Source organism: Curtobacterium sp. 458, from assembly GCF_030406605.1.
Classification (GTDB): domain Bacteria; phylum Actinomycetota; class Actinomycetes; order Actinomycetales; family Microbacteriaceae; genus Curtobacterium.
Genome location: NZ_CP129104.1, coordinates 3,052,687 through 3,076,274, shown reverse-complemented (window position 1 = coordinate 3,076,274; position 23,588 = coordinate 3,052,687). Strand labels below are relative to the sequence as shown.

At 73.8% G+C, this 23,588-nt stretch carries 23 protein-coding genes and 1 pseudogene; 12 read left to right on the top strand and 12 right to left on the bottom strand.

Translation table 11 applies throughout. From position 1 onward, the window contains the following. Nucleotides 1-12 precede the first annotated feature (12 nt). Complete coding sequence (locus tag QPJ90_RS14875) at nucleotides 13-1,257, top strand: ROK family transcriptional regulator (RefSeq protein ID WP_290131942.1); 1,245 nt, start codon at nucleotides 13-15, stop codon at nucleotides 1,255-1,257. A gap of 94 nt (nucleotides 1,258-1,351) precedes the next feature. Further along, nucleotides 1,352-2,155, top strand: a complete 804-nt coding sequence (locus tag QPJ90_RS14870) for a DUF1684 domain-containing protein (protein WP_290131941.1) — start codon at nucleotides 1,352-1,354, stop codon at nucleotides 2,153-2,155. A 90-nt stretch (nucleotides 2,156-2,245) separates the two neighbouring features. Here QPJ90_RS14870 and QPJ90_RS14865 read toward each other — a convergent pair whose 3' ends face one another. Next, nucleotides 2,246-2,788 carry a histidine phosphatase family protein gene (locus QPJ90_RS14865; protein WP_290131940.1) on the bottom strand — a complete coding sequence of 181 codons (543 nt, stop codon included), beginning with the start codon at nucleotides 2,786-2,788 and terminating at the stop codon, nucleotides 2,246-2,248. Between the two features lie 303 nt (nucleotides 2,789-3,091). On the opposite strand from QPJ90_RS14865, the gene QPJ90_RS14860 reads away from it, so the two are divergent. Genes QPJ90_RS14860 through QPJ90_RS14845 form a run of 4 tightly spaced genes read left to right on the top strand, consistent with a single transcriptional unit; the run spans nucleotide 3,092 to nucleotide 7,324 of the window. Then, the gene (locus tag QPJ90_RS14860) at nucleotides 3,092-4,303 is read left to right on the top strand and encodes an LLM class flavin-dependent oxidoreductase (protein WP_290131939.1); all 1,212 of its coding nucleotides are present in this window, start codon (nucleotides 3,092-3,094) and stop codon (nucleotides 4,301-4,303) included. Then, complete coding sequence (locus QPJ90_RS14855; RefSeq protein WP_290131938.1) at nucleotides 4,300-5,664, top strand: NtaA/DmoA family FMN-dependent monooxygenase; 1,365 nt, start codon at nucleotides 4,300-4,302, stop codon at nucleotides 5,662-5,664. Before QPJ90_RS14860 ends, QPJ90_RS14855 begins: the two co-directional genes overlap by 4 nt. Further along, a complete protein-coding gene (locus QPJ90_RS14850) occupies nucleotides 5,661-6,806 on the top strand; it encodes an LLM class flavin-dependent oxidoreductase (RefSeq protein ID WP_290131937.1) in 1,146 nt (381 codons plus the stop codon). Before QPJ90_RS14855 ends, QPJ90_RS14850 begins: the two co-directional genes overlap by 4 nt. Before the next feature lie 35 nt (nucleotides 6,807-6,841). After that, a complete protein-coding gene (locus QPJ90_RS14845) occupies nucleotides 6,842-7,324 on the top strand; it encodes a dihydrofolate reductase family protein (protein WP_290131936.1) in 483 nt (160 codons plus the stop codon). A 22-nt stretch (nucleotides 7,325-7,346) separates the two neighbouring features. Here the strand turns inward: QPJ90_RS14845 and QPJ90_RS14840 are convergent. The 4 genes and pseudogenes from QPJ90_RS14840 to QPJ90_RS14825 all read right to left on the bottom strand — a co-directional run. Further along, a pseudogene (locus QPJ90_RS14840) lies at nucleotides 7,347-7,582 on the bottom strand (hypothetical protein); the annotation flags it as partial. 95 nt (nucleotides 7,583-7,677) lie between these two features. After that, the gene (locus QPJ90_RS14835; protein WP_290131935.1) at nucleotides 7,678-8,691 is read right to left on the bottom strand and encodes a transporter substrate-binding domain-containing protein; all 1,014 of its coding nucleotides are present in this window, start codon (nucleotides 8,689-8,691) and stop codon (nucleotides 7,678-7,680) included. Nucleotides 8,692-8,787: 96 nt separating this feature from the next. Beyond that, nucleotides 8,788-9,561: an amino acid ABC transporter ATP-binding protein gene (locus QPJ90_RS14830; protein ID WP_290131934.1), complete on the bottom strand. Its 774-nt coding sequence runs from the start codon at nucleotides 9,559-9,561 to the stop codon at nucleotides 8,788-8,790. Continuing rightward, nucleotides 9,558-10,739 carry an amino acid ABC transporter permease gene (locus QPJ90_RS14825; RefSeq protein ID WP_290131933.1) on the bottom strand — a complete coding sequence of 394 codons (1,182 nt, stop codon included), beginning with the start codon at nucleotides 10,737-10,739 and terminating at the stop codon, nucleotides 9,558-9,560. The genes QPJ90_RS14830 and QPJ90_RS14825 overlap by 4 nt, the downstream gene beginning before the upstream one ends. Nucleotides 10,740-10,904: 165 nt before the next feature. On the opposite strand from QPJ90_RS14825, the gene QPJ90_RS14820 reads away from it, so the two are divergent. After that, nucleotides 10,905-11,156, top strand: coding sequence for a DUF4287 domain-containing protein (locus tag QPJ90_RS14820; protein WP_290131932.1), 252 nt, complete (start codon nucleotides 10,905-10,907; stop codon nucleotides 11,154-11,156). Nucleotides 11,157-11,197: 41 nt separating this feature from the next. Here QPJ90_RS14820 and QPJ90_RS14815 read toward each other — a convergent pair whose 3' ends face one another. Then, complete coding sequence (locus tag QPJ90_RS14815) at nucleotides 11,198-12,196, bottom strand: acetylxylan esterase (RefSeq protein ID WP_290131931.1); 999 nt, start codon at nucleotides 12,194-12,196, stop codon at nucleotides 11,198-11,200. 113 nt (nucleotides 12,197-12,309) lie between these two features. On the opposite strand from QPJ90_RS14815, the gene QPJ90_RS14810 reads away from it, so the two are divergent. Next, entirely contained in the window at nucleotides 12,310-13,278 is a 969-nt protein-coding gene (locus tag QPJ90_RS14810; protein ID WP_290131930.1) for a hypothetical protein, read from the top strand. 7 nt (nucleotides 13,279-13,285) lie between these two features. Here the strand turns inward: QPJ90_RS14810 and QPJ90_RS14805 are convergent, their stop codons facing one another. After that, nucleotides 13,286-14,113, bottom strand: coding sequence for an alpha/beta hydrolase-fold protein (locus QPJ90_RS14805; RefSeq protein WP_290131929.1), 828 nt, complete (start codon nucleotides 14,111-14,113; stop codon nucleotides 13,286-13,288). A gap of 46 nt (nucleotides 14,114-14,159) precedes the next feature. On the opposite strand from QPJ90_RS14805, the gene QPJ90_RS14800 reads away from it, so the two are divergent. Beyond that, nucleotides 14,160-14,840 (top strand): hypothetical protein, encoded by a 681-nt coding sequence (locus QPJ90_RS14800; RefSeq protein ID WP_290131928.1) that lies wholly within the window; start codon nucleotides 14,160-14,162, stop codon nucleotides 14,838-14,840. Between the two features lie 13 nt (nucleotides 14,841-14,853). Here the strand turns inward: QPJ90_RS14800 and QPJ90_RS14795 are convergent, their stop codons facing one another. Beyond that, nucleotides 14,854-15,417 carry a GIY-YIG nuclease family protein gene (locus tag QPJ90_RS14795; protein WP_290131927.1) on the bottom strand — a complete coding sequence of 188 codons (564 nt, stop codon included), beginning with the start codon at nucleotides 15,415-15,417 and terminating at the stop codon, nucleotides 14,854-14,856. Between the two features lie 80 nt (nucleotides 15,418-15,497). Between QPJ90_RS14795 and QPJ90_RS14790 the strand changes: the two genes are divergently transcribed. Further along, entirely contained in the window at nucleotides 15,498-16,235 is a 738-nt protein-coding gene (locus tag QPJ90_RS14790) for a hypothetical protein (protein WP_290131926.1), read from the top strand. Nucleotides 16,236-16,253: 18 nt separating this feature from the next. On the opposite strand, the gene QPJ90_RS14785 is transcribed toward QPJ90_RS14790, so the two are convergent. Genes QPJ90_RS14785 through QPJ90_RS14770 form a run of 4 tightly spaced genes read right to left on the bottom strand, consistent with a single transcriptional unit; the run spans nucleotide 16,254 to nucleotide 19,823 of the window. Beyond that, a complete protein-coding gene (locus QPJ90_RS14785) occupies nucleotides 16,254-16,925 on the bottom strand; it encodes a DUF4232 domain-containing protein (RefSeq protein ID WP_290131925.1) in 672 nt (223 codons plus the stop codon). A gap of 1 nt (nucleotide 16,926) precedes the next feature. Beyond that, nucleotides 16,927-18,273 carry a HAMP domain-containing sensor histidine kinase gene (locus QPJ90_RS14780; protein ID WP_290131924.1) on the bottom strand — a complete coding sequence of 449 codons (1,347 nt, stop codon included), beginning with the start codon at nucleotides 18,271-18,273 and terminating at the stop codon, nucleotides 16,927-16,929. Next, on the bottom strand, nucleotides 18,270-18,929 hold the full coding sequence (locus tag QPJ90_RS14775) for a response regulator transcription factor (RefSeq protein WP_290131923.1): 660 nt from the start codon (nucleotides 18,927-18,929) through the stop codon (nucleotides 18,270-18,272). Before QPJ90_RS14775 ends, QPJ90_RS14780 begins: the two co-directional genes overlap by 4 nt. Before the next feature lie 48 nt (nucleotides 18,930-18,977). Continuing rightward, nucleotides 18,978-19,823: a siderophore-interacting protein gene (locus QPJ90_RS14770; RefSeq protein WP_290131922.1), complete on the bottom strand. Its 846-nt coding sequence runs from the start codon at nucleotides 19,821-19,823 to the stop codon at nucleotides 18,978-18,980. A gap of 72 nt (nucleotides 19,824-19,895) precedes the next feature. On the opposite strand from QPJ90_RS14770, the gene QPJ90_RS14765 reads away from it, so the two are divergent. Both QPJ90_RS14765 and QPJ90_RS14760 read left to right on the top strand, forming a co-directional pair. Continuing rightward, nucleotides 19,896-20,570, top strand: coding sequence for a biliverdin-producing heme oxygenase (locus QPJ90_RS14765; protein WP_290131921.1), 675 nt, complete (start codon nucleotides 19,896-19,898; stop codon nucleotides 20,568-20,570). A 257-nt stretch (nucleotides 20,571-20,827) separates the two neighbouring features. Continuing rightward, nucleotides 20,828-23,485: a phosphoenolpyruvate carboxylase gene (locus QPJ90_RS14760; RefSeq protein WP_290131920.1), complete on the top strand. Its 2,658-nt coding sequence runs from the start codon at nucleotides 20,828-20,830 to the stop codon at nucleotides 23,483-23,485. Nucleotides 23,486-23,588 lie beyond the last annotated feature (103 nt).

The window sequence follows — 23,588 nt, the reverse complement described above, 5'->3', positions numbered from 1 at the left end:
ATGCTAGGGAGCATGGAGCAGCCCCGTCAACCCTCCCGGCGCACCGTGCTGCACGGTGGAACGTCCCACGGCGGGACGAACATCGCCGACGTCGGCAGCCGGAACCGTGCCCTCGTGCTCGACCTCGTCCGCCGCACCGGGCCCGTCCAGCGGGTCGCACTCGCCCGCGGCACCGGCCTCAGCGCGCAGACCGTCTCGAACATCTCCGCACGACTCGTCGCCGAGGGACTCGTGCGCCAGGACGAGGACCGGGCGCTCGCCGTGGTGCCCTCGGCGCGGACGGGGATCGGCGTGCACCTCGACCCGGCCGCGTTCGAGGTCGTCCTCGTCGACCTCTCCGGGACGGTCCTCGCAGCGGAGCACCACGACCTCGCGGCGAGGACGGCGCCCGGCGCGGTGCTCGACGTGATGGCGGCGGCGGTCGGACGACTCCGAGCCGAGGCACCCGGGCAGGTCGTGGACGGGATCACCGTCGCCGTCCCGGGCCCGATCGACACCGTCTCCGAGCGGCTCCGGACCCCCGCCCAGCTGCGCCCGTGGTCGGCGTACCCACTCGCCGCCGAACTCGCCGCACGGACCGGCGCCGAGGTGCACCTCGAGAAGGACGCCATCGCCGGGGCGTTCGGCGAGGCCTGGACGACACCGGAGCGCGAGGACCTCGTGGCGGTGCACCTCGGGAGCGGGGTCAGCGCGGCAGCGGTGGCCTCGGGCGAGGTCGTCCGGGGCGCGACCGGCAACGCGGGGGAGTTCGGCGGCATGCCCGTCTACGCGCACGGTCGGTGGACCGCGGTCTGGGAGGCCTGCCAACCGCTCCAGCAGGTCCGGCGCGCCGTCTCCGCCGGGGTGCTCGACGCCGAGGTCTCCTCCGATGACGCCGCGGCCGTCCGCGCCGCCTACGCCCGGATGTGCCGGGAACCCGCGGCCGCCGAGCTCGTCACCGAGGGCGGCGCAGCCCTCGGATCGGCACTCGCGCACGTGGTCGAACTCCTCGACGTGCCGCGGGTCACGATCGGCGGCAGCGCGGCCGTCCTCGGCGGCGAGCCCTTCCTCGCGGCGGTCCGGTCGCGCCTCCGGGACCGCCTGCCCCGCGGGCCGTTCGCCGAGGTCGCGTTCTCGACCGCGGGCGTCGTCGCCGTCGCGCGCGGCGCGGCATGCTCCGCCGTCGCGCGGAGCCTCGCGACGGCGCCGCGCGTCCCGGCGGTGCGGCAGCGGACGGGAGGCACGGTGCACGCCCGCAGCATCAGCCACCCCTGGTGAGCGACGTGCGTCGGGCAGGTGGGTCGTGCTTCCAGGACGGCGCTGTGTTACCGGCCGCGTCGCGGTCGCAGCCCAGGCGTCGTACGGTCGCTGCATGACGACCTCGACGACCGCCCCCTTCGCCGCCGACTGGACCACCTGGCACGACGCACACGAGGCAGCTCGGTCAGCGCCGCACGGGTTCCTCGCGATCACGAGCATCCGGTGGCTGCAGGCGGAGCCCGAGCGGTTCGAGGACGCACCCGGGGCGTGGTCGACCTCCGAGGACGGGCCGGTCGTGGCGCTCGACCCGGGGCAGTCGATCGAGGTGGACGGCCAGGTCATGACCGGCACGTACCGGTTCGGGTCGCTCGCCGAGCGATCCGGCGTCGAGGCGGTGTGGCACGACGGCGACGAGACCGTCGTCATCGAGGTCGCACGGCGCGGCGGCAGCGACATCATCCGGCCGCGGCGTCCCTCCGCCCCGCCGCGCACGTCCTACCGGGGGACGCCGGCGTACGCGCCGGACCCCGCGTTCGCCGTCGAGGCTCGCTTCGAGCCGTTCGACGAGCCGCGCGAGGTGACCGTGGGGTCGGTCGTCGACGGCCTCCAGCACGTGTACACCGCGCCCGGCGTGCTGCGGTTCGACCTCGACGGGCCGCGGACCCTCACGGCGTTCAACGGGTACGGCGACGGGCTGCTCGTGCTGTTCACCGATCGGACCTCGGGCGTGACGACGTACGCGGCGACGCGGAGCCTCGACGTGCCGGCGCCGGACGCCTCGGGCCGGACGACCATCGACTTCAACCGTGCGACGAACCTGCCGTGCGCCTACACGCCGCACGCGACCTGCCCCCTGCCGCCCGCCGAGAACCGCCTCGACGTCGCCGTCGAGGCCGGCGAGCGCCTGCCCGCGTAGCGGCGCCGCTGCCCGCGAGTTTCGCGCTGAGCGACTTCTCTCGCGGCCATCGGCCCGAGCAGTGTCGCCCAGCCCGAGACTCGGCGCGCGTCAGGTGGGCAGGGGCAGCCGCTGCCAGCCGCTCGTCGCGCGCCACGACACCGAATCGAGCGTCAGCACGCTGCCCATGCCCGGCTGCTCGGCTGCTCGTGAGATCGGTCCGCCGGACAGCGAGGCGAGCAGCAGCGCTCCCACCGCCCCGTGCGACACGAGCACGACGTCGCCGGCCGCGGCATGCGACCGGACCGCCGTGACGATCCGCTCCTGAGCGTCGACCGCACGCTCCCACCCCCGGACGGACTCGGACGGGCGCGCGAAGAACGCGTCGACGACGGCGTCGAACTCCTCGAACGGCAGGTACCCCGTCGCGCTCCGGTCGATCTCGCCGAGGGTCGGGTCCTGCTCCACCGGACGGCCGCCGGCGACGAGCTCCGCGGTCTCGACGGCCTTCCGCTCGGTGCTCGTCACCACCCGGGAGGCCGGTGCCCGCCACGCCCCGGCCCGCGCGCGTCCCACGGGGGAGAGCCCCCACGACTCGATCGGTGCGGCCGGGTCCACGACGGGCTCCGCGTGCGTGACGAACCAGACGGTCATGGTCCGAGCCTCGCACGGTGGTGCCCGAGTCTCGTGGCGGCCCGCCCGAGTCTCGGCGTCAGCGACGTTCCTCGCGCCCGCGGCCCCGAGCAGTGTCGCCCAGCCCGAGACTCGGCGCACCCGCCCGGCGCCGCCGGCTGCCGGCGCGCCGCCCGCCCCGTGACGGTGCGCGACACCGCCGCGCCACCGCTCGCGTCACACGACGCAACGTCCGGTCACGTGCGGCAACACCGGTCGTGGGCAGTGCGGATCCGCCGTAGCGTCACGGCATGACCGACGCCCAGCACCGTCCGGAGGCGCACCGTGCCTGACCGCACCACCCTCGTCACTGCCCTGCACGGCGCCGGCTGGCACCCTGCCGCCTGGCGCGTCGCCGGTCCGACCGCGACGCGGCTGAGCAGCCTCCGGCACTGGCGCGACCTCGTCGTGGAGCAGGACCGTGCGGGCATCGACGCCGTCACGATCGAGGACTCCTTCACCGCCGGCCCCGCCGACGCGACCGGCGACCTCGACACCTCGACGGTCGTCGGACACCTCGACGCGCTCCTCGTCGCGAGCGCGGTCGCCCCGGCGACCCGCGCCGTCGGGTTGGTGCCGACCGTCTCGGTCACGCACACCGAACCGTTCCACGTCGCCACGGGCCTCCAGACCCTCGACCACGTCTCGCTCGGCCGCGCCGGCTGGCGTCTCCAGGTCAGCCCGTCGACGCGCGAAGCCGCGCTCTTCGGCCGCCGCCCCGGCGGCGAGACCACCGAGCGCCTCTTCGCCGAGGCCCGCGAGGTCGCCGAGGTCGTCAGCCGCCTCTGGGACAGCTGGGACGACGACGCGATCATCCGCGACGTCACCACCGGTCGCTTCATCGACCGCGACCGCATCCACGGCGCCGCGTTCGTCGGGGAGCACGTGTCGGTCCACGGCGCGTCGATCGTGCCGCGGTCGCCGCAGGGGCGGCCCCCGGTGTTCGCCCTCGCGCACCGCGCCGACGCCGCCGCCTTCGCCGTCGACGCCGCGGACGTCGTGCTGGTCACGCCCCGACTGGACACGGACGCACGGTCCGGTCTGACGGGACGACCCGACCTGGAGGCACGACCCGCCCTGACACTCGTCCGTGATGCCGAGCAGGCGGCCGGGTCGGACCGCGTGCGTCCGGTCCTCGCGGACGTCGCGGTGCTCCTCGGGTCCTCGGCGGCGGAGGCCGCCGACGACCTCGCCGCGCTCGACGCCGCGGCCGGTGCGTCGTACGCCGCGACCTCGGACGCGGCCGTGCTCGCGACGACCGTGCCCGCGCTGGTCGAGCACATCGCCGAGCTCCGCGCGCTCGGGTACGCCGGTGTCCGGCTCCGGCCGCTGCGCATCCCCGAGGACAGCACCGCGATCGCCCGACGACTGGTCCCCGCACTCGTGACGGCCGGTCTCCGGGCCGACGTCGCCTCCCGTCCCACCGCCGACCTGCGGACGCGGCTCGGCCTCGCACCCGCCGTCAGCCGCCACGCCACCGAAGGGGTCCCCGCATGAGCCGCAAGCGTCAGGTCCACCTCGCCGCACACTTCCCGGGGGTCAACAACACCACCGTGTGGAGCGACGAGCGTGCCGAGAGCCAGATCGCGTTCTCGTCGTTCGAGCACTTCGCCCGGAACGCCGAGCGCGGGTTCTTCGACTTCCTGTTCCTCGCCGAGGGGCTGCGGCTCCGCGAGCAGAAGGGCCGCATCCACGACCTCGACGTCGTCGGGCGGCCGAACACGCTCGCGATCCTCGCCGCCCTGGCCGGCGTCACCGAGCACATCGGTCTCGTCGGGACGCTGCAGACCACGTTCAACGAGCCCGTCGAGCTCGCGAAGCAGCTCGCCACGCTCGACCACCTCACGGACGGCCGGGCCGGTTGGAACGTCGTGACCAGCTCCGACGCGTTCCACGGCGCGAACTTCCGCCGTGGCGGGTTCCTCGACCACGCCGACCGGTACACGCGAGCAGCCGAGTTCGTCGAGCTGTCCCGCGAGCTCTGGGACTCATGGGAACCCGACGCCGTCGTCGCCGACGTGACCGCCGGACGGTACGCCGAGCGCTCCCGCATCCGCGACGTCGACCACCACGGCCCGCAGTTCGACGTCGTCGGGACCTTCCCGGTCCCGCGGAGCCCGCAGGGGCACCCGGTCGTCGTGCAGGCGGGCGACTCCGACGAGGGCCGCGACCTCGCCGCCCGGCACGCGGAGGTGATCTTCTCGCTGCACACCGAGTTCGAGGACGCGCGGGCCTTCCGTCGGGACGTCACCGCACGGCTCGAGGCAGTCGGCCGAACCGAGGACGAGCTGCTCGTGCTGCCCGGTGCGACGTTCACGATCGGCGACACCCCGGCCGACGCCGAGGAGCGGTCCCGGGCGATCCGACGGGCCCAGGTCAGTCCGGCCACCGCGATCGCGTTCCTCGAACAGGTGTGGAACCGGGACCTCTCCGACCACGACGTCGACGGCCCGCTGCCGACGGTCGACCCGGACGTCGACGCCGACGCGATCACCCGCGGACGGGTGCGGCACGTGCGGGACCCCCGCGCGACCGTGCAGGAGTGGCGGGACCGTGCCGCTGCGGAGCACCTGACCACCCGGGAGCTCGTCATCGCGGTCTCGACCCGCGGCGGCTTCGTCGGCACGCCCGACCACCTGGCCGCCGAGATCGACCGGTACGTGCAGGAGCGGGCGTCCGACGGGTTCGTCGTCGTGCCGCACACGAACCCGTACGGCCTCGACGAGTTCGTCGACCGCGTCGTGCCCCTGCTGCAGGAGCGCGGGGTGTACCGCGAGTCGTACGGCGACGAGGCGACGCTCCGGCAGACCCTCGGCCTGCCGGGCACGATCACCCAGCGTCAGGCGGTGCCCGCGTGAGCACCACCCCGCTCTCGGTCCTCGACCTCGTCCCGGTGCCGTCCGGTTCGACCGCCACGGACGCCCTGCACGCCACGGTGGACCTCGCCCGCGCGGTGGAACGTGCCGGGTACGGGCGGTACTGGCTGGCGGAGCACCACCTCAACCCCGGGGTCGCGGGCAGCGCGCCGAACATCGTCATCGGAGCCGTCGCCGCCGCGACCTCGACGATCCGCGTCGGCAGCGCGGCCACCCTCGTCGGCAACGTCCGCGGGCTCCAGATCGCCGAGGCCTTCGGCACGCTCGCGGCGCTGTACGGTCCGCGCATCGACCTCGGGCTCGGCCGCTCCGGCGCTCCCGCGCCCGGCACCCCGAAGCCGCCGGCACCCGCGCCCCGCGGCGACGAGGTCGTCGACGGCCTGCTCGTCCCGGCGCCGTACGCCTTCCGCGTCGCCCCGGGCTCGCGGTTCGCGTTGCAGGGGGAGCTGCTCGGTCGGGTTCCAGGGGACGTCGAGCGCTTCGCCGACGAACTCGCCCTGGTCCGCGCGCTCTTCGCCGGGGACCACACCGTCGACGGAGCGGTGGTGGAGGCGCCCCCGGCGTCCGGCGCACCGGTCGAGCTGTGGATCCACGGGTCGACCGGCGGCGAGAGCGCGCGGATCGCCGGATCGCTCGGCCTGCCGTACGGGGCGAACTACCACTCGTCGCCGGGCACGGTCCTCGACTCCGTCGCCGCGTACCGGGCGGCCTTCCGACCCGGGGTGCTCGCCGCGCCGCACGTGATCGTCTCCGCGGACGTCGTCGTGGGCCGCAGCGCCGACGAGGCGGACGACCTCGCGCTCGGGTACGACCGGTGGGTGCACTCGATCCGCTCGGGGGTCGGCGCGATCCCGTACCCGACGCCGGACGAGGCGCGGGCGTACCCGCTCGACCCCGCGGACGCGCCGTCGGTGGCCGACCGGGTGGCGACCCGGTTCGTCGGCACCGCGTCGTCCGTGGCCGACCAGCTGGACACCCTGCGCCGGGTCACCGGGGCGGACGAGCTGCTCGTCACGACGATCACGCACGACCACGCCGCGCGGGTCCGCTCCTACGAGCTGCTCGCCGAGGAGTGGGCGCTCCGGACGACCCACACACGAGGAGACGTCGCGGTCCCCGCCTGACGGACGCGTGCATGATGGGCCCCGGAGCGGAAGGGGTGACCGATGCAGGCGCCGCGTACATCCTCGAGGCGTGGCGTCGTCCGGACGCGTTCCTGCTCGGACGGCGGACCTACGACCTCTTCGCGTCCTACTGGGGTTCCCGCACCGGCGACGGCGGCTTCGGTGACGCCATCAGCGACAAGCCGAAGTACCTCGTGTCGAACACCGTCACCGAGCCTCGGTGGGCGGGGACGACGGTGCTCTCCGGGGACGTCGCGGCCGCGATCCGGGAGCTGAAGGCCCGACCGGGTGGCGAGCTGCTCGTGGTCGGCAGCGTCGCCCTCGCGCGGTGGCTGCTCGAGCAGGACCTGGTGGACCGGATCGACCTCGTGCAGTTCCCGGTGCTCGTCGGCGAGGGACGTCCGTTCTTCCCGCTGCCCGGTCGCGACCACGCCCTCCGGCTCGAGTCCCACCGCGTGTTCGACACCGGCGTCGTCGCGCGCACCTACCGGGTCGACGGTCGGCCCGAGTACGCCTGAAGCGTCCGAGCCCGCCCGGGAGTCAGGCGGGCTCGTCGGCGGGGTGCATCCAGAACGGCGACCAGTGGTACCCGTCCGGGTCGTCGAACTGGCGCTGGTACATGGACGGGTACTCGTCGGTGTCGCCGATCCGACCCCCGGCGGCACCGGCACGTTCGACGAGGTCGTCGACGAGGTCCTCGGTGCCGCCGACGCTCGCGTACGCGGCGCGGGAGCTCAGCATGACGAACTGGTCCGGGGCGATCGCGGGCAGCTGATGAAGAGGCTCATGCGGCCGATGCTCGCGCGGTCCGTGGCACACGTCAACGCCCCCGTCACCGATCGGCGACGGGGGCGCGGTGACGCCGAGCGGGTCAGCTGTTGTCGAGCGGGAGTCCCTCGGGGTTGACCTCGGAGGTCTTCACCGACTCGTTCGACAGGTTGTACGCCGTGAGCCACTTCGCGTACGTCCCGTCCTCGATGAGCTCGTTGATCGCCGCCGCCACGGGCTTCGCGATCCCGCTGCCCTTCTTGGTGGTCGCGGCGATGAGCCCCTGGAGCGTCGAGCCCGCGCCGGAGTACGTGCCCGCGGTCGTGGTCGGCTTCGCGGTGCCCTTGCTCTGCGTGTTCTGGTACGCGATGGTCGGGTTCGGGCCGAAGTAGCCGTCGATCTTCCCCGAGTCGAGCGCGAGCTTGATCGCGTTGCCGTCCGGGTAGTACTTGATCGTGAAGTCCTTCCCCTTCGCCTGGAGCTCCTTCTGCCACTCGAGCAGGATCTTCTCCTGGTTCGTCCCGGAGCTGACCGACAGGGTCTTGCCGGCGAGCACCGAGGGGTCTCCGTCGAACTTCCAGGCCTTCGACGCGAGGACCTGGAACGCGAGCTCGTCGCGGCGGTAGGACGCGAAGTCGTACTTCTCCTTGCGCTGCTCGGTGACGGTGATGTTCGAGAAGCCGGCGTCGTACTTGCCGCTGTCGATGCCGACGAAGAGGTTGTCCCACGTGGCGTTCTGCACGTCGGCCTCGAGTCCGAGCTTGGCGGCGACGAGGCGGCCGAGGTCCGGCTCCGAGCCCGTCAGCGTCTTCTGGTCGTCGCCCGTGAACGCGAGGGGCGGGAATCCGGACGGCAGTGCACCGACGCCGATGGTCAGCTTCCCGGACTGCTTGACCGCTGCCGGGAGCTCGTCGTGGAGTTTCGTGTCCTCCTGGACGGTGAGCTTCGTCTCGGTGGCCGCGCCGTTCGCGTGCGCGCCGATCGTCACGGTGCCGTCGGCGTTCGACGTGTCGGCCGAGGCGTTCGCGGAGCACCCCGCGAGGGCGGCGACGAAGCCGGCTGCGAGGACGAGGGCGCCGACGCGGTGCGGCCAGCGGGGGAGCGTGGTGGTGGACATGGTTCTCCTGGGGTCGGGTCGGGGCAGTGCGGGACGAGTGGGGTCAGCGCGGGACAGGGCGGTCAGTGCGCGACGGGTTGGAAGGGGAGGACCGCGTCAGCGGACGCGGGCGAGGAAGTCGCGGGTCCGCGGGTGCTGCGGGGCGTCGATGACCTGGGCCGGCGGCCCCTGCTCGACGACCCGTCCGTGGTCGAGGAAGACGACGTGGTCGGCGACCTCGCGGGCGAAGGCGACCTCGTGGGTGACGATCACGAGCGTCGTGCCGGACTCGGCCAGCGACCGGATCACACCGAGCACCTCGCCGACGAGCTCCGGGTCGAGCGCGGAAGTCGGCTCGTCGAGGAGCACGACCGACGGCTCGAGGGCGAGCGCCCGGGCGATCGCGACGCGCTGCTGCTGGCCGCCGGAGAGCTGCCTGGGTCGAGCGTCCCCGCGGTCGCCGAGGCCGACACGGTCCAACAGCTCACGCGCACGCGCGAGCGCCGTCGCGCGGGGCACCCCGGCGGCGATCGGCCCCTCGGCGACATTCTCCAGCGCGGTCAGGTGCGGGAACAGTTCGAACCGCTGGAACACGAACCCGATCCGCGACCGCTGGCGCCGGATCTGCCGCTCGGGGAGCTCCCGGTAGCGTGCCGAGCCGTCGCGACCGGTCCGGAGGCGGACGCCGACGGTCTCCCCGCCGATCGTGACGACGCCCCGGTCGAGCGGTTCGAGGTGGTTGATCGCCCGGAGGAGCGTGGACTTCCCGGACCCCGACGGCCCGAGGACGGCCGTGACGCTGCCGGCGGCGAGCGACAGGTCGATGCCGTCGATGACCCGCAGGTCGCCGAAGGACTTCACGGCGCCGGTGACGGCGATGGACGCGCTCACGAGATGACCTTCCCGTCGTTGTCTCCGGACGTGACCACGCGCCGGGCCGAGGCGGCCTGCGCACGGCGATCCGTGCCTCCAGGCCGGCCCCGCCGCACCGCGGCACGCAGCCGCTGGAACGGCGTCGGCGGGAGCGCCCGTGCGGAGCCGCGTGACGTCCAGCGCTCCACGTAGTACTGGGCGACCGACACGGCGCTCGTCAACGCGAGGTACCAGATCGTCGCGACCACGAGGAGCGGGATGATGTCGGTCGGGTAGGTGCTCGACAGGTTCTGGACCACGCCGAACAGGTCGAGCAGCGACACGTAGAACAGCAGCGACGAGGCCTTGAGCAGCCCGACGATCTGGTTCACGAACGCCGGCACGATCGAGCGGAGCGCCTGGGGCAGCACCACCCGGACGAACTGCCGGCGGCGCGAGAGACCGAGGGCCTGCGCGGCCTCGAGCTGCCCGTGGTCGACGGCGAGCACCCCGGCGCGGACGATCTCCGACGCGTACGCGATCTCGCTGAGGCTGAGGCCGATCACCCCGATCGCGAGGTCACCGAGGACGTTCGCGGTCGGGACCTTCCACTGCGGGCCGAACGGGATGCCGATGCCGATCGTCGGGTACAGCGAACCGAGGTTGTAGAGGAACACGAGCACGAGGATGAGCGGCACCGACCGGAACAGCCACACGTACCCCCACACGAGGCCGGACAGCACCGGGTTCCGCGACAGCCGGGCGACGGCGACGACGACACCGCCCGCGAAGCTGATCACCGCGCTCAGCGCCGTCGCGACGAGCGTCAGCTGCAGGCCCGTGAGGATCGCCGGGCTGAACAACCACTTTCCGACCGCGGGCCAGCCCCACTGCTCGTTCGTGAAGAGCGTCTCGACGAAGTTGAGGAGCACGACGAGGACGAGGGCGGCGGCGATCCAGCGGACCGGGTGGCGGAGCGGGACGACGGGGCGGTCGAGTGCTGCGCGACCGGCGGCGGTGAGGGCGTCGTCCGCTGGACGGTGCGTGTCGTCCGTCGCGTCGCCGCTGCGTTCCGGCCTGGAGGCGCGGTGCGCGTCCGCAGTGCCCGCCGCGTCGTGGACGCGGGTCGCGTCGTGCTCGCCGGTCGCGTCCGCGGTCGGCGTCGCGTCGTGGACGCGGGTCGCGTCCCGGCGGGGGACCTCGGTGGTGTCGGTCATGCGGCGACCGTAGGAGGCCTCATCGCACCTCGACAACGGTGGTCGAAACAGTCCGGCACGTGACGGAACACACCGTCACACGGGGGTCCGATCGTGACGTCGAGTGACGCACTCCGGCGCTGTGCGGGGCTTCTGTGACGCCGTGTGCAGCGCTACCGTGAGCGCATGACCGGACACCGAGTGACCGCCCCCGAGCCGCCCGCCGTCGGTACGAAGGCGACGGGGCCGCAGTCGTACTTCCCGAGCATCGAGGCGAAGTACGGCCGCCCCGTGCAGGAGTGGCTGGACCTGGTGGCCGACCGGCTCGACGACCACCAGCACATGGAGGTCGTGTCCTGGCTCAAGGAGGAGCACGGCCTCGGGCACGGTCACGCCAACGCCCTCGTCGGCTACGCCCGGAACGCGCTCGGGCGCTGAGGCGCCGGGCGCCGGGCGGCGCGTGCTCGCTGCGTCCTCCGCTACCCCTCCGCTCCCCCTCGGCTCTGCTCGCCGCGCAGCACGCTCGCGAGCCGCGGGAGCGTCGCCGTGTCCTCGTGCGCGCCGCCGCCCTCGTGGCCGTTGTACTCCCACACCGTGATCTCCTTCGGGCCGGCGTAGGCGTTGTAGGCCGCGTACACCGTGGACGGCGGACAGATCGGGTCCATCAGCGCCGTCGAGAACCACGCCGGAGCCGTCGCACGTGCCGCGTGCAGCGCGCCGTCGAAGTACGCGAGGGTGCCGAACACCTGGTCACGACGATCCCGGTGCACCGTCAGGTAGCGGGCGATCTCACGGTAGGGGTCGGCGTCGGTGATCACCGAGGCGCGGGGGAAGTCGCACAGGAACGGCACCCGCGGGAACACCCCGGCCAGCCCCTCGACGAGCCCGGCGACCGCGATCGCGAGGCCACCGCCCTGGCTGACGCCGACGACCGCGACCCGCTCGGGGTCGACGAGGTCGATGGACCGGACGGCGTCCACGGCGCGGACCGCGTCGACTGTGAGCCGTCGGTAGTAGTAGGTCTCGCGGGACTCGATGCCCCGGGTCATCACGCCGGGAGCTGCGGGTCCGGTGCCGTCCGGGTCCGGGGTGTCGCCCACGGACCACCCGGAACCCTGGCCGCGCGTGTCCATCACGAGGTGCGCGTACCCGGCCGACGCCCACAACAGGCGCTCGGTCGCGAGCCCACGCCCGCCGCCGTACCCGATGTACTCGACCACCGCCGGCAGCGGCGCGTCGGCCGCGGTCCCCGCCGGCACCGTCAGCCAGCCGCGGACGCGTTGTCCGTCCCAGCCGGCGAACGACACGTCGTACGTGTCGAGCGTCGACAGGCCCGTGTCGACCCGGGACAGCTCGACGGCGCTCGGGTGCTGCCGTGCGGATGCGAGGGTGTCCGCCCAGAAGGCGTCGAAGTCGGCGGGTTCGACGGCGCTCCCGCGGTGTGTGAGGAGCTCGGGGCCGGTGATGTCGGTGTACACGCTCTCGACCCTGGCACGGGTGCGCATCGGTCGCCAGGGAGCCGATGGACTGCTTGCGCTCCGGGGCTCGCTGTGCAGGACCGGTTGTCGGCGGTCGCTCCTACCGTGGCGATGTGGTCGAACCCGTGGACGCGTGGTGGCGCCGCCGACAGTGGTCGCGTGGCGTCGCGGTGCCGTACGCCGTCGGCGAGTTCCGCGCCGCGTGGGAGTCCTACCCGGTGCTCGTGAGGCAGTACCACCCCGAGTGGAACCACGGCGTCGTCCTGACCCAGGTCCCGCCGGCGGCCGAGGTCCTGCTCACGTGGGAGTGCGACGTCGGACACGTCTTCGTCGCCACCCCCGCCGAGCAGCGCGGACGGCCGGGCCGTGAGCGACGCCGGTCGGTCTGGTGCCCCGAGTGCGCCGTGCAGGCACAGCCGCAGCGGTGGCCCGTCCTGCCCGCCGACTGGCCGGCGGCCGTCCCCGCACCCCAGCGGGTCGTGCGGCTGACCGGTCGGCAGACCCTGCCCGCCGCACCTGCTCGGGGTGTCCCGGCCGGAGCGGTCGCGACGTCGCGGAACCGACCCGATCGCAGCGGCGCGCGGCGGACGGGCGAGCGGCGGCCGCCGGTACCGCGCACGATCTGCCCGAAGACCCCGCGCGTCCCCTCGGGTGAGGCGTTCACGAGCGTCTGCGCTCCCGCGACGGCCTCCGCGGTCGAGGCCGAGCTCCGTGCGGCCCTCTCCGGCCGCTTCGACTTCACCTTCGACCGGAACGCGATCCGCCTCGACCGGCCGTTCTTCGACCACGTCGAGGCCTGGCCGGACATCGTGCTGCCGGAGCTCCGTGTCGCGATCGAGTACGACTCCACCGGACGTCACGGTCTCGAACACGTCGGGCCACGGCAGGAGACCGACCGGCGGAAGGACCGTGCCGTCCGCGCCGTCGGGTGGGAGGTCGTCCGCATCCGGACCGGTCGGCTCCCGGCGCTCGGACCGTACGACCTGCAGGTGTCCGGCATCTCCAAGCGGACGATCGAGCAGCTCGTGGACACCCTGCGGGACCTGCGCGGGCCGTTGTTCGTCGACGCCTACGCCCGCTGAGCCGGCGTCAGCGCCAGAGCCACCGCAGCGCGTCAGGCAGGACCACCCCGCCGTGGTTCGGGCTGTGACCACCGTCGCCGAGGACGAGTCGGTGGTCGTACCCGCGTTCGGCGAGGGCGGCGGCGACCAGCAGGTTCTCGCTGTACCAGTTCCGCTCCCGCTGGTCGTGTCGCAGGTCGAAGCGGTTCGCCTCCAGGAAGACCCGGATCGGCTTGTCCTCGGCCGAACGGATGAGTGCGGGGTACGGGTCGCCTCCGGGGATCTGGGCGAAGCTGGACACGAAGCCGAGCACGAGACCGAATGCGTCCGGTCGGTGCCAGGCAGCGGTGAACGCACAGTTGCCGCCGCTCGAACCGCCGCAGATCGCGCGCCGCGCGGGGTCGTCGGTGAACCGGACACCGGTTCGCTGCTCGACGGCGGGCAGTACCTCGTCCAGCAGGAACGTGACGTAGCGGTCGTCGGCAAGGTCGTACTCGGCGTTGCGGTTCGTCGGCTGGCCCGGGTCGACGAAGACCCCGACGGTGACGGGCATCGAGCCCTCGTGCACGAGGTTCTCGAGGACGGTCCCGGCACGCATGTCCTCGGCATCGTCGAGGTACAGCCGACCGTCCTGGAAGACCATGAGCGCGGCCGGCTCCGAGCCGTCGTACTGGGCGGGCACGAACACACGGACGGTCCTGGTCGTCCCGGGGTACACCGTACTGTCGGTGAGGTCGAACTGCACGACCCGACCTCGCGGCACGCCCTCCGCCCGTCTCGACGACGGCCCGTGGGTGTAGTGCATCGCGCCGGTCACGACCGGGAGCGGGGAGAACGGCAGCGGCGACGTCGACACGTCCGCACCGTACCGTGTCGGGAGACGGGTGTGGTGTGCTGAGCGCATGACCGTGCACGAGTACCTGTCGAGGTACGACGCGTTGTGGGCCCGTGCGCGTTCCTCGTACGAGACGGGGGACCTCGTGATCGACCGCCCGCCCGTGGACGGCGATGCCCGCTGGGGGCTCAGCCTCGTCGTGCTCCCGGGTGCGGAGCTGCACGCACGACTCGTCGAGGCGACGGGTGCGCTCGCCGACCGGATGGCCGGCCCACAGACCGTGGTCGCTCCGTCCGATCTGCACATGACCGTCACCAGCCTCGAGCCGTACCGCGACGAGGTGGACCCCGTACTCGTCGACGCCTACTGGGTGGCGGCCGGAGAAGCGCTCCGTGGAGGGATGCCACAGGTGTCCTTCCGCGGCCTCGGCGGTTCGGCTGCTGGCGTGTTCGCACAGGGTTTCGCCGACGACCGGCTGCTCGCCGTCCGGCGACGGATGCGCGAGGTCGGTGCCGCCCTGCACGGCGGAGAACCGCCCACGCCGGCGTTCATCCGCGACACCGCCCACGTCTCCCTGACGGTGCACCGCGCAGCCGCGCCGGAATCGCATGTCGCCGCGTTCGTCGACTCGGCGCGCGACGCGCCGCTCGGCGACCTCCGAGGAGCGTGCCTCGCCCTCGTCCGGTACCGCGAGGTCGGCGGCGCAATGCGGCTCGAACCGATCGCGTCGACAGACCTGAGCGGTTGACCGCAGATGTCGATCAGCCCCGCAGCGCCAGCGCCTCGCTCCGCCACCGGGCCAGGCGCTCCCACGGATCTCCGACGCCGGCAGCGACCACCTCGACGTGGGCGAGCAGCTCCGGAGTCGTCCGGAACCACTCGGTGCCCGGGTAGCGCGTCGTGGCGAACTGTGCGTGCCGTCGACGTTCGACCGTGCGGTCGCCGCGCTCGAACGTGAGGAGGTCCTGGTGCGCGATCGCCGCGAGCCGCTGCCGGGGGTTCGCGGTCGTCCCGATCTTGATGCGGTCGCCCGAGGCGTCCCGCATCCGCAGGTAGTACACGACGTCGACCCGTGGGGGAGCGAGGTCGCCGTCGGGCACGTCGCCCCAGCGCCACTCGCAGACGGCGCACACGGCACCGCTCGGGTAGCGGACGCCGACCCGCGATCCACAGAGCAGGCACGGGCCGGGCAGGACGTCCTCGACCCCGGCCGCGTCGAGCACGGCCTCGTCGATCACGGCCTCGTGGTGCACGCCGCAGAGCGGCACCGCAGCGGCAGCGTCCGTCGCGGGGGAGTCGCACCCGGGTGCACAGCAACTCGTCACCCGGCGAGTCTCACACGAGCCGACGACACAGCGTCCCCGGCCCGCGACCGAGACGCTCCCGACCCTCGTAGGGTTCGGGCATGCACTGGCAGCTCCACCTCCTCGAACGGCTCCGCACCGCCGTCCCGATCGTCCGCGACGTCCGGCCGTACGGGTCCGTCACGACGCCCGATCACCTCGACCGGTGGAGCGACCTCGACGTCGAGCTCGACCTCACCAGCGACGCGGACGCCGGGCAGCTCTTCGACGGGACGCCCTGGGCGTGGCAGGACACCCGGGACCACGCGGACCCCACCCTGCAGCGCCTGCGGCTCGTCCTCGCCGACGGTCGGCGGGTCGACGCCGCGGTCCGGGGCGGGACGGTGCGGCTGCCGGAGCCGTCGCCGGACAACGCCGTGCGCTTCGACCTCGCCCTCGCAGCCACGCGGTTCGGCCGCGGCGCCGACCTGATCGGCCTGCACCTCGTCCTCGGCGTCGTCAGGAGCACGCTCGAACGCTGGATGGCCGTCGAGGACCGTCGCACCGGGACCACGCACCACCGGTCCGGGTCCGCGACCGACGCGGCCGCAGCCCGCGCCCTCGCTGCGTTGGCCGGCCCGCTCGGCCCGGCCACGGTCCTCCAGGCCGCTGCTCTGCACGACGAAGCCCGCGCCGCACTCCAGGAAGCCGCACGCGCCGAAGCGCGCGCCGCCCTCCGCGAAGCCGCGCGCGCCGCCGCGCACGACGGCGCACGCGCCGACGTCGACACCGATGCCCCGACGCCCGACTGGAGCGCCCTGCGCACCATCGTCGGTCAGACCGGGACGGACCCGGCCTGACCGACGCGGAGCGACCGCTCACGCCCCCGGCTGCACCGCCTGCACCTGCAACTGCTCCACACCCGACGCCGTGCACGCCGACAGCTCCAGCTGCCCCGCGTCCACGAACAACGACTGCTTCGACCCCGGCGGGTACACCCGGAACCCGTCCGCCGTCGTGATCCCGCAGTCCTCGTAGTTCCGCGCCTGCGCCACGAGCAGCGTCGCGTGCGCCGTGCTCCCGGCCGCGATCGTCACCGTCCCGTGCGCACTCGACCGGTCGAACGTCGCCGGCGCCCCGAGCTGCGTCCCGTTGCCCTTCCCCACGAAGGACACCCCCGGCCAGCCCTGCAGGGTGCACGGCGACGAGCCCGTGTTCCGGAAGACGATCTCGTACGCCTGGTGCCCGGCACTCCCGCCGCCGGCGGCGGTGGTCACCGACCCGTGCAGGTGCGTCGCCGTGCACGCACCCGAACGGAGCGACCCGGCCTCCGACGACGTCCCGTCGTCGCCGGTCGCCGCGGACGCGGTCGCCGGACTGGAGGCGCTGCCCGCCTCGGTTGCGGACGCCGCGCCGGCAGCGCTGTGCGTGCTCCCCGTGGTCGGTTCTGCCTGTACAGCGCCGCCGCTCGCACACCCGGCGAGGGCGACGAGGGCGATGATCCCCGCAGCCCCCGCGAACGCCGCGCTCTTCCACGTCGTGGTGGTCATCTCAGGTTCCTTCCTGTCTGCCTGCGTCCACGCTCCGCCCGCGAGCATGAGGTTTCGATGAGGCGCGGGCGTGACCCTGCCGGAACCGCACGACCACGGTCAGCCCGGGGTGCTCGGCGTCCTCCGGGGCGGTGGGCAACAGGGACAGCTCGGCCCGCTGCGCCCGCGCCGCCCACTGCACGATCGCCAACCCGGTCCCCGTCCCGAGCCCGCCGGTCGCCCCCGGACGCAGGGCCCGCCGACGGTCCCGTGCCGGGACGCCCGGGCCACGGTCGGCGACCCGCAGGGCACCGTCCCCGACCCGGACCGCGACCGGCGCAGCCCCGTGGCGCTCCGCGTTGGCGAGCAGGTTCTCCACGATCCGCTCGACCAGCTCCGGGTCCGCGTCCACCACCGTCGACTCGGTCCGCAGCTCGATGTCGGCGTCGACGGCGGCACCGGGACCGGCCGCCTCGACGTGGGCGATCAGGGCGCGTTCCACGACCTGGTCGAGCCGCACCGGCACCGTCGACACCACTGCCGGACCCGCCGAACGCGCCCGGAGCAGCAACCGCTCGGTCAACGCCACGAGCCGGTCCACCTGCCGCACGGTCTGCTCCGGCGGCGCCCGACGCTCGGCCAGCACCCGCAGCGTCGCGAGCGGGGTGCGGAGCTCGTGCGCTGCCTCCACCAGGAACTGCTCCTGCGCCTCCAACCCCCGCACCGCCGGACGCACCGCGATCCCCGCGACGACGTGCGCGAACGCCGCGGCCACGAGCGTCAGTGCGCCGGCCGCGAGCAACAACCCTTTGCGGAGCTGGGTGTGCCCGACCGCGGCGGCCACCGGCTTGCCCGCGACGGCGATCCCACCCGTGTACCCGCCGTCCACGTAGGTCCCGAAGTCCGTGATCGTCGCCGCCGCCCAGTGCAGCTCGGGGCCGTCGGGAGCCGAGGCCTCCGGCGCGACGAACGTCACGACCTGCCCGTCGGCTCGCCGGGCGTCCGCGAGCGCTCGCCGCAGCACCGCGTCCGACGGCAGCGCGTCCTGCCCGGGTTGCGCGTACGCGATCGCCCGGTCCGTCACGAACCCGTACACCGGCACGGACTCGGCGGCGTGGCTCTGCTGCACCGGTCCGAGGTTGAGCGCCTGGTCGTCGCCGAACGTGACGAGGTCCGCGAGCGTCTCGGCGCGCTGCCGGAGGTCGGTGTCGGTCGCCTCGCCGCGCGACGCGAGGTCGATCCGGAGCGCCGCGCCCACGAGCACCCCGAGGCACGCGGCCGTCGCGGCGGCGAACACGAGCGTCGTCGTCCACCGGATGCGGGCGATGCGCCGGCGTGCCGGGTCCGACCGGCGTCGGTCCCGGCTCACCCCGTCACCCGGTAGCCGACACCCCGGACGGTCTCGATCGGGTCCGGGCTCCCGAGCCGGCGTCGGAGCTGCCCGACGAGGACGTCCACCACGTTCGAGCCCGGCGCGCTCATCTCGTCCCACCCACGCTCGAGCAGCTCCGTCCGGCCGACCACCCGCCCGGCCGCGGTCAGCAGCACCTCGAGCACCGTGAACTCCTTCGCCGTGAGCGACACCGGCTCTCCGCCGCGGTGGACCTCGTGCCGGGCGGTGTCGAGCTCGAGGTCCCCGACCCGGAGCACCGGGGGAGCCGGGTCCGCCGCCCGACGCCCGAGTGCCCGGATCCGCGCGGTCAGCTCCGCGAACGCGAACGGCTTGACGAGGTAGTCGTCCGCGCCGTGCTCGAACCCGGCGACCCGGTCGGACACCCGGTCCCGCGCGGTGAGCAGCAGCGTCGGCGTGGTGTCCCCGGCCCGTCGCAGCGCGTCGACGAGGGCCACGGCGTCACCGTCGGGGACCATGCGGTCGAGCACGAGGCAGTCGTAGTGGGTCACGGAACGCTGGAGGTCCGCGTCCCGGAGCGTCCCCACGTGGTCGACGACGAACCCCTCGTCGCGCAGGCCGTCGACCACCGCGGCGCCGAGCTCCACGTCGTCCTCGAGCAGCAGCACCTTCACGGCGCCGACGCTACGTCCTCGGGTCGTGCTCGTCCGCTGCGCACCCTGTCACTCCTCGAAGATCACGCCGATCGGCTCCCGCTTCTCCTCCTGGAACCGGTCCTCCGCCCGCCCGAGCGCCCAGTACGCCGACAGCGACAGCTCGGACTTCTCGAGCCCCCAGTCGTCCTGCAGCAGCCGACGGATCGCCTTCACCGCGGTCCGCTCGCCGTGCGCGAAGACCTGCACCGGCCGGGAGGGACGGGGCAGCGAACGCGCCGCCTCCAGCAGCAGGGTGCCCGGCTCGGCGCCGGTGGCGTCGCGGTGCAGCCAACGAAGGTCGACACCCGCCGGGTGGGCGATCGGCTGCTCGTCGGCCGGACCGGCCACCTCGACCAGGGCGACGCCCGTGGCGGCGTCGGGCAGTGCCTCCAGGGCGGACCCGATGGCGGGCAGCGCGCTGTCGTCGCCGAGGAGCACGTGCGTGACCGACGTGTCGGTGGACGGCGCGTAGCCGCCGCCCGGGCCGGACAGCGCGAGCCGGTCGCCGGGTCGCGCCGCGGCCGCCCAGGGCCCGGCGAGGCCGTCGTCGCCGTGCACCACGAAGTCGATCGCGATGGTGCCGGCAGCGTGGTCGATGCTCCGCACCGTGTAGGTGCGGCGGGCGGGGCGGTCCTCCTTCGGCAGCGCGGCGCGGAGCTCGTCGAGGTCGTACGGCGGCTCCAGCCCGAGCCCCGGCCTCGCGAGCAGGAGCTTGACGTAGCGGTCGGTCGCGGCGATCCGGTCGGGGTCGGCACCGCCCACGAAGTCGGCGAAGGCGGGGCCGCCGAGGTGCACCCGGACCATGTGGGGGCTCAGCCGCTCGGTGCGGTCGACGACGAAGACGTGCTGGGGGCGGTTCGGCTTGGGACTCATCGGGGACGAGTCTCCTCTCGGTTGCGCGTGCGTGGTGCTTGACTCTCCAGGAGGTGAGGTTAGCCTTACCTCATGGACACCACCGTCACGCCGTTCTCGGAGCTGCTGCGCCGCCGCACCCGGCGTGCCGTCGGTTCCGCGACGGGGGACGGCCTGCTGCACGACCTCGCCGCGGGGACGTGCGACGTGGCGGACCACGCGGACCTCCTTGGCCAGTACGCCTTCGTGTACGACGCCCTCGAGCGCGCTGCCGAGCGGATGGCGGACCACCCCGTCGTGGCGCCGTTCGTGACCCCGCAGCTCACCCGGATGCCCGCGATCCGTGCCGACCTCGAGTACCTCATCGGGCCGGACTGGCCCGAGCTGGTGTGCCCGCTGCCGGCGACGACCGCGTACGTCCGACGGCTCAACGAGGTCGCCGCCACCTGGCCGGGCGGCTTCGTCGCGCACCACTACACACGCTACCTCGGCGACCTGTCCGGCGGTCGGGCGATCGGCACCGTGCTGAGCGACCGCTTCGGTTTCGAGACGAACGGCGTGCTGTTCTGGATCTGCGAGCAGGTCGCGGACCCGGCGGCGTTCGGTGACACCTACCGCGAGCAGCTCGACCGGGCGCCGTGGGACGCCGACGAGCAGGAACGGGTGATCGCCGAGGTCGAGACCGCCCACGCCCTCGACCGGCGGCTCCTCGCCGAGCTCGAGGCGCTCCGGACGCCCGCGTCCGCTCCGCGAGTCGTCCACGGCTGACCCGCGCCACCGACCCGCCGGGACCGCGGCGCACGGCGATTGCAGGGGTGCTCCTGCCGCGTGCCGCGGTCCCGGTGCTCGTGCTGCCTGCTCCGCGCCGCCGCGGTGGCGGATGCCGGTCGTCGCTGCTGCTGGCCCGTCCCGCCGCCGTCGTCGCTGCTGCTGGTCCGTCCGGACGGTTGTCGTCACCCGTCCCGGCAGCCCGATACGCTGCTGGGATACCGGGGCTCGTCCCCGGCAGACCCGGAAAGGACGACATGACGGCGATCGACGGCCAGACGCGTCACGGACGCGCCAGGGACGACGTGAGCGGAGCGGTCGACAGCGACCTCCGCGCCGACGTCCGCTACCTCGGCAACCTGCTCGGGCGGGTGCTGCGCGAGGTCGGCGGCGACGACCTGCTGCGCGACGTGGAGACCCTGCGTGCCGCGGTGATCGAGGCCTACGAGGGCTCCGGCACCGACGGGGCAGCGCGGGCCGAGGAACTCGTCGCGGGCATGTCCGCCGAGCGGGCCGAGGCCGTCGCGCAGGCGTTCACCACGTACTTCCACCTCACGAACCTCGCCGAGGAGCACCACCGCGTGCGCGTGCTCCGGCAGCGCGGCGACGACGGCGGTCTCCCCGGCGACTCGTTCCCGGCGACGTACGGTTCGCTCGTCGAGCAGGTCGGCGCCGACGAGGCGGCGGCACGGCTCGAGGGGCTCCGCTTCCACCCGGTCCTCACCGCGCACCCGACCGAGGCCCGTCGCCGCGCCGTCACCACCGCCGTCCGACGCATCACCGACCTCATCGACGAGCGCGACCGCGCGCGGAACGCCACCGCCCGCGCCGAGAACGAGCGACGCCTCCTCGAGGAGATCACCACGCTCCTCCGGACCTCGCCGCTCCGGACCACCCGGCCGACCCCGCTCGACGAGGTCCGCACGGCCATGAGCGTGTTCGACCAGACGCTCTTCGAGATCGTCCCGCAGGTGTACCGCCTGCTCGACGACCGGCTGCAGGGCGACGACGCGGGCCGCGCCCCGGTGGTCGCCCCGGCGTTCGTGCGCTTCGGCACCTGGATCGGCGGCGACCGCGACGGCAACCCGCACGTGACCGCCGACGTCACCCGGCAGGCCGCCGAGATCGCGTCCGAGCACATCCTGCTCGGCCTCGCCCGTGCCGCGACCCGCATCGGCAGCGCCCTCACCCTCGACGCGAGCGAGACCCCGGCCGACGCCGGACTCACCGCCCTCGTCGCCGAGCAGGAGCGCCTCGACCCCGCCGTCGCCGAACGGATCGGGGTCCGCGCGCCGAACGAGACGCACCGTCGGGCGCTGCTGTTCGTGGCCGCCCGCATCCGTGCGACGCGTCGCCGTGACGACCGCACCGCCTACGCGAGTCCCGAGGAGCTCCTCGCCGACCTGCGCACGATCCAGGCGTCGCTCGTGGCGGCCGGTGCCGTCCGACCGGCGAACGGCGAGCTCCAGAACCTCGTGTGGCAGGTCGAGACGTTCGGGTTCCACCTCGCCGAGCTCGAGGTCCGGCAGCACTCGCAGGTGCACCGCACCGCCCTCGCCGAGATCCGCGCGGGCGGCGACCTGAGCGACACGACCCAGGAGGTCCTGTCGGTCTTCCGGACCATCGCCGACCTCCAGGCCCGCTTCGGAGTCCGTGCCGCACACCGGTACATCGTGTCCTTCACGCAGTCCGCTGCGGACCTGGCGAACGTCCACGAGCTCGCGGTCGCCGCACTCGGGTCGGCCGAGGCGGCCCCGGTGCTCGACGTCATCCCGCTGTTCGAGACCTTCGCCGACCTGCACGCGAGCGTCGACATCCTCGACGAGGCCGTCCGCACCGAGCCGTTCCAGCGTCGACTCGCAGCGACCGGGCGTCGCCTCGAGGTCATGCTCGGCTACTCGGACTCGTCGAAGGACGTGGGTCCGGTGTCCGCGAACCTGGCGCTGTACGACGCACAGGCCCGCATCGCCGACTGGGCCACGGCGAACGACGTCGAGCTGACGCTGTTCCACGGCCGTGGCGGATCGCTCGGGCGTGGGGGCGGACCGGCGAACGAGGCCGTCCTCGCGCAGCCGCCGGGGTCGATCGACGGACGGCTCAAGCTCACCGAGCAGGGCGAGGTCATCTTCGCCCAGTACGGCGACCAGGACATCGCCGCACGGCACCTCGAGCAGATGGCGTCGGCCACGCTGTTCGCGTCCTCGCCGTCGAACGAGCAGCGCACGGCCGCGGCGGCCACCGAGTTCGCCGACCTCGCGCAGCAGCTCGACGACGTGTCACGCCAGGCGTTCTACGACCTGGTCAAGGCCGACGGGTTCGCTCCGTGGTTCGCCCGGGTCACCCCGATGGAGGAGATCGGCCTGCTGCCCCTCGGGTCGCGGCCGGCCCGTCGCGGGCTGTCGGTCGAGTCCCTCGAGGACCTCCGCGCCATCCCGTGGGTGTTCTCGTGGACGCAGGCGCGGATCAACCTCGCCGGCTGGTACGGCCTCGGTTCGGCGCTCGAGGCCGTCGGGGACGTCGACGTGCTCCGCCGTGCCGCCGCCGAGTGGCCCCTCTTCGGCGCGATGATCAAGAACGTCGAGATGTCGCTCGCGAAGACCGACGAGTACATCGCCGGCCGGTACCTCGAGCTGGCGGACCGCGACGACCTCGCCGCACGCGTGCTCGACGAGATGCGCCGCACCCGGGCCTGGGTGCTGCGGATCTCCGGCGGCGCGGACGTCCTCGAGGACCGCCCCGTCCTCGCCCGCGCCGTCCGACTCCGCAGCCCGTACGTGGACGCGCTCTCGCACCTGCAGCTCCGGGCGCTCCGGTCCATCCGGACGAGCGGCAGCACCGACCCGACGGACGGCGACCACCGCCTGCTCCTGCTGACCGTGAACGGCATCGCTGCCGGCCTGCAGAACACCGGCTGACCCGGCTTCTGGCCCACGAAACGCGCGCGTTCCGACGTCCCACCCGTCGAACGACGCGCGTTTCGTCGTGTTCACCGTGCGCGGTGTCGGAACGCGCGCGTTT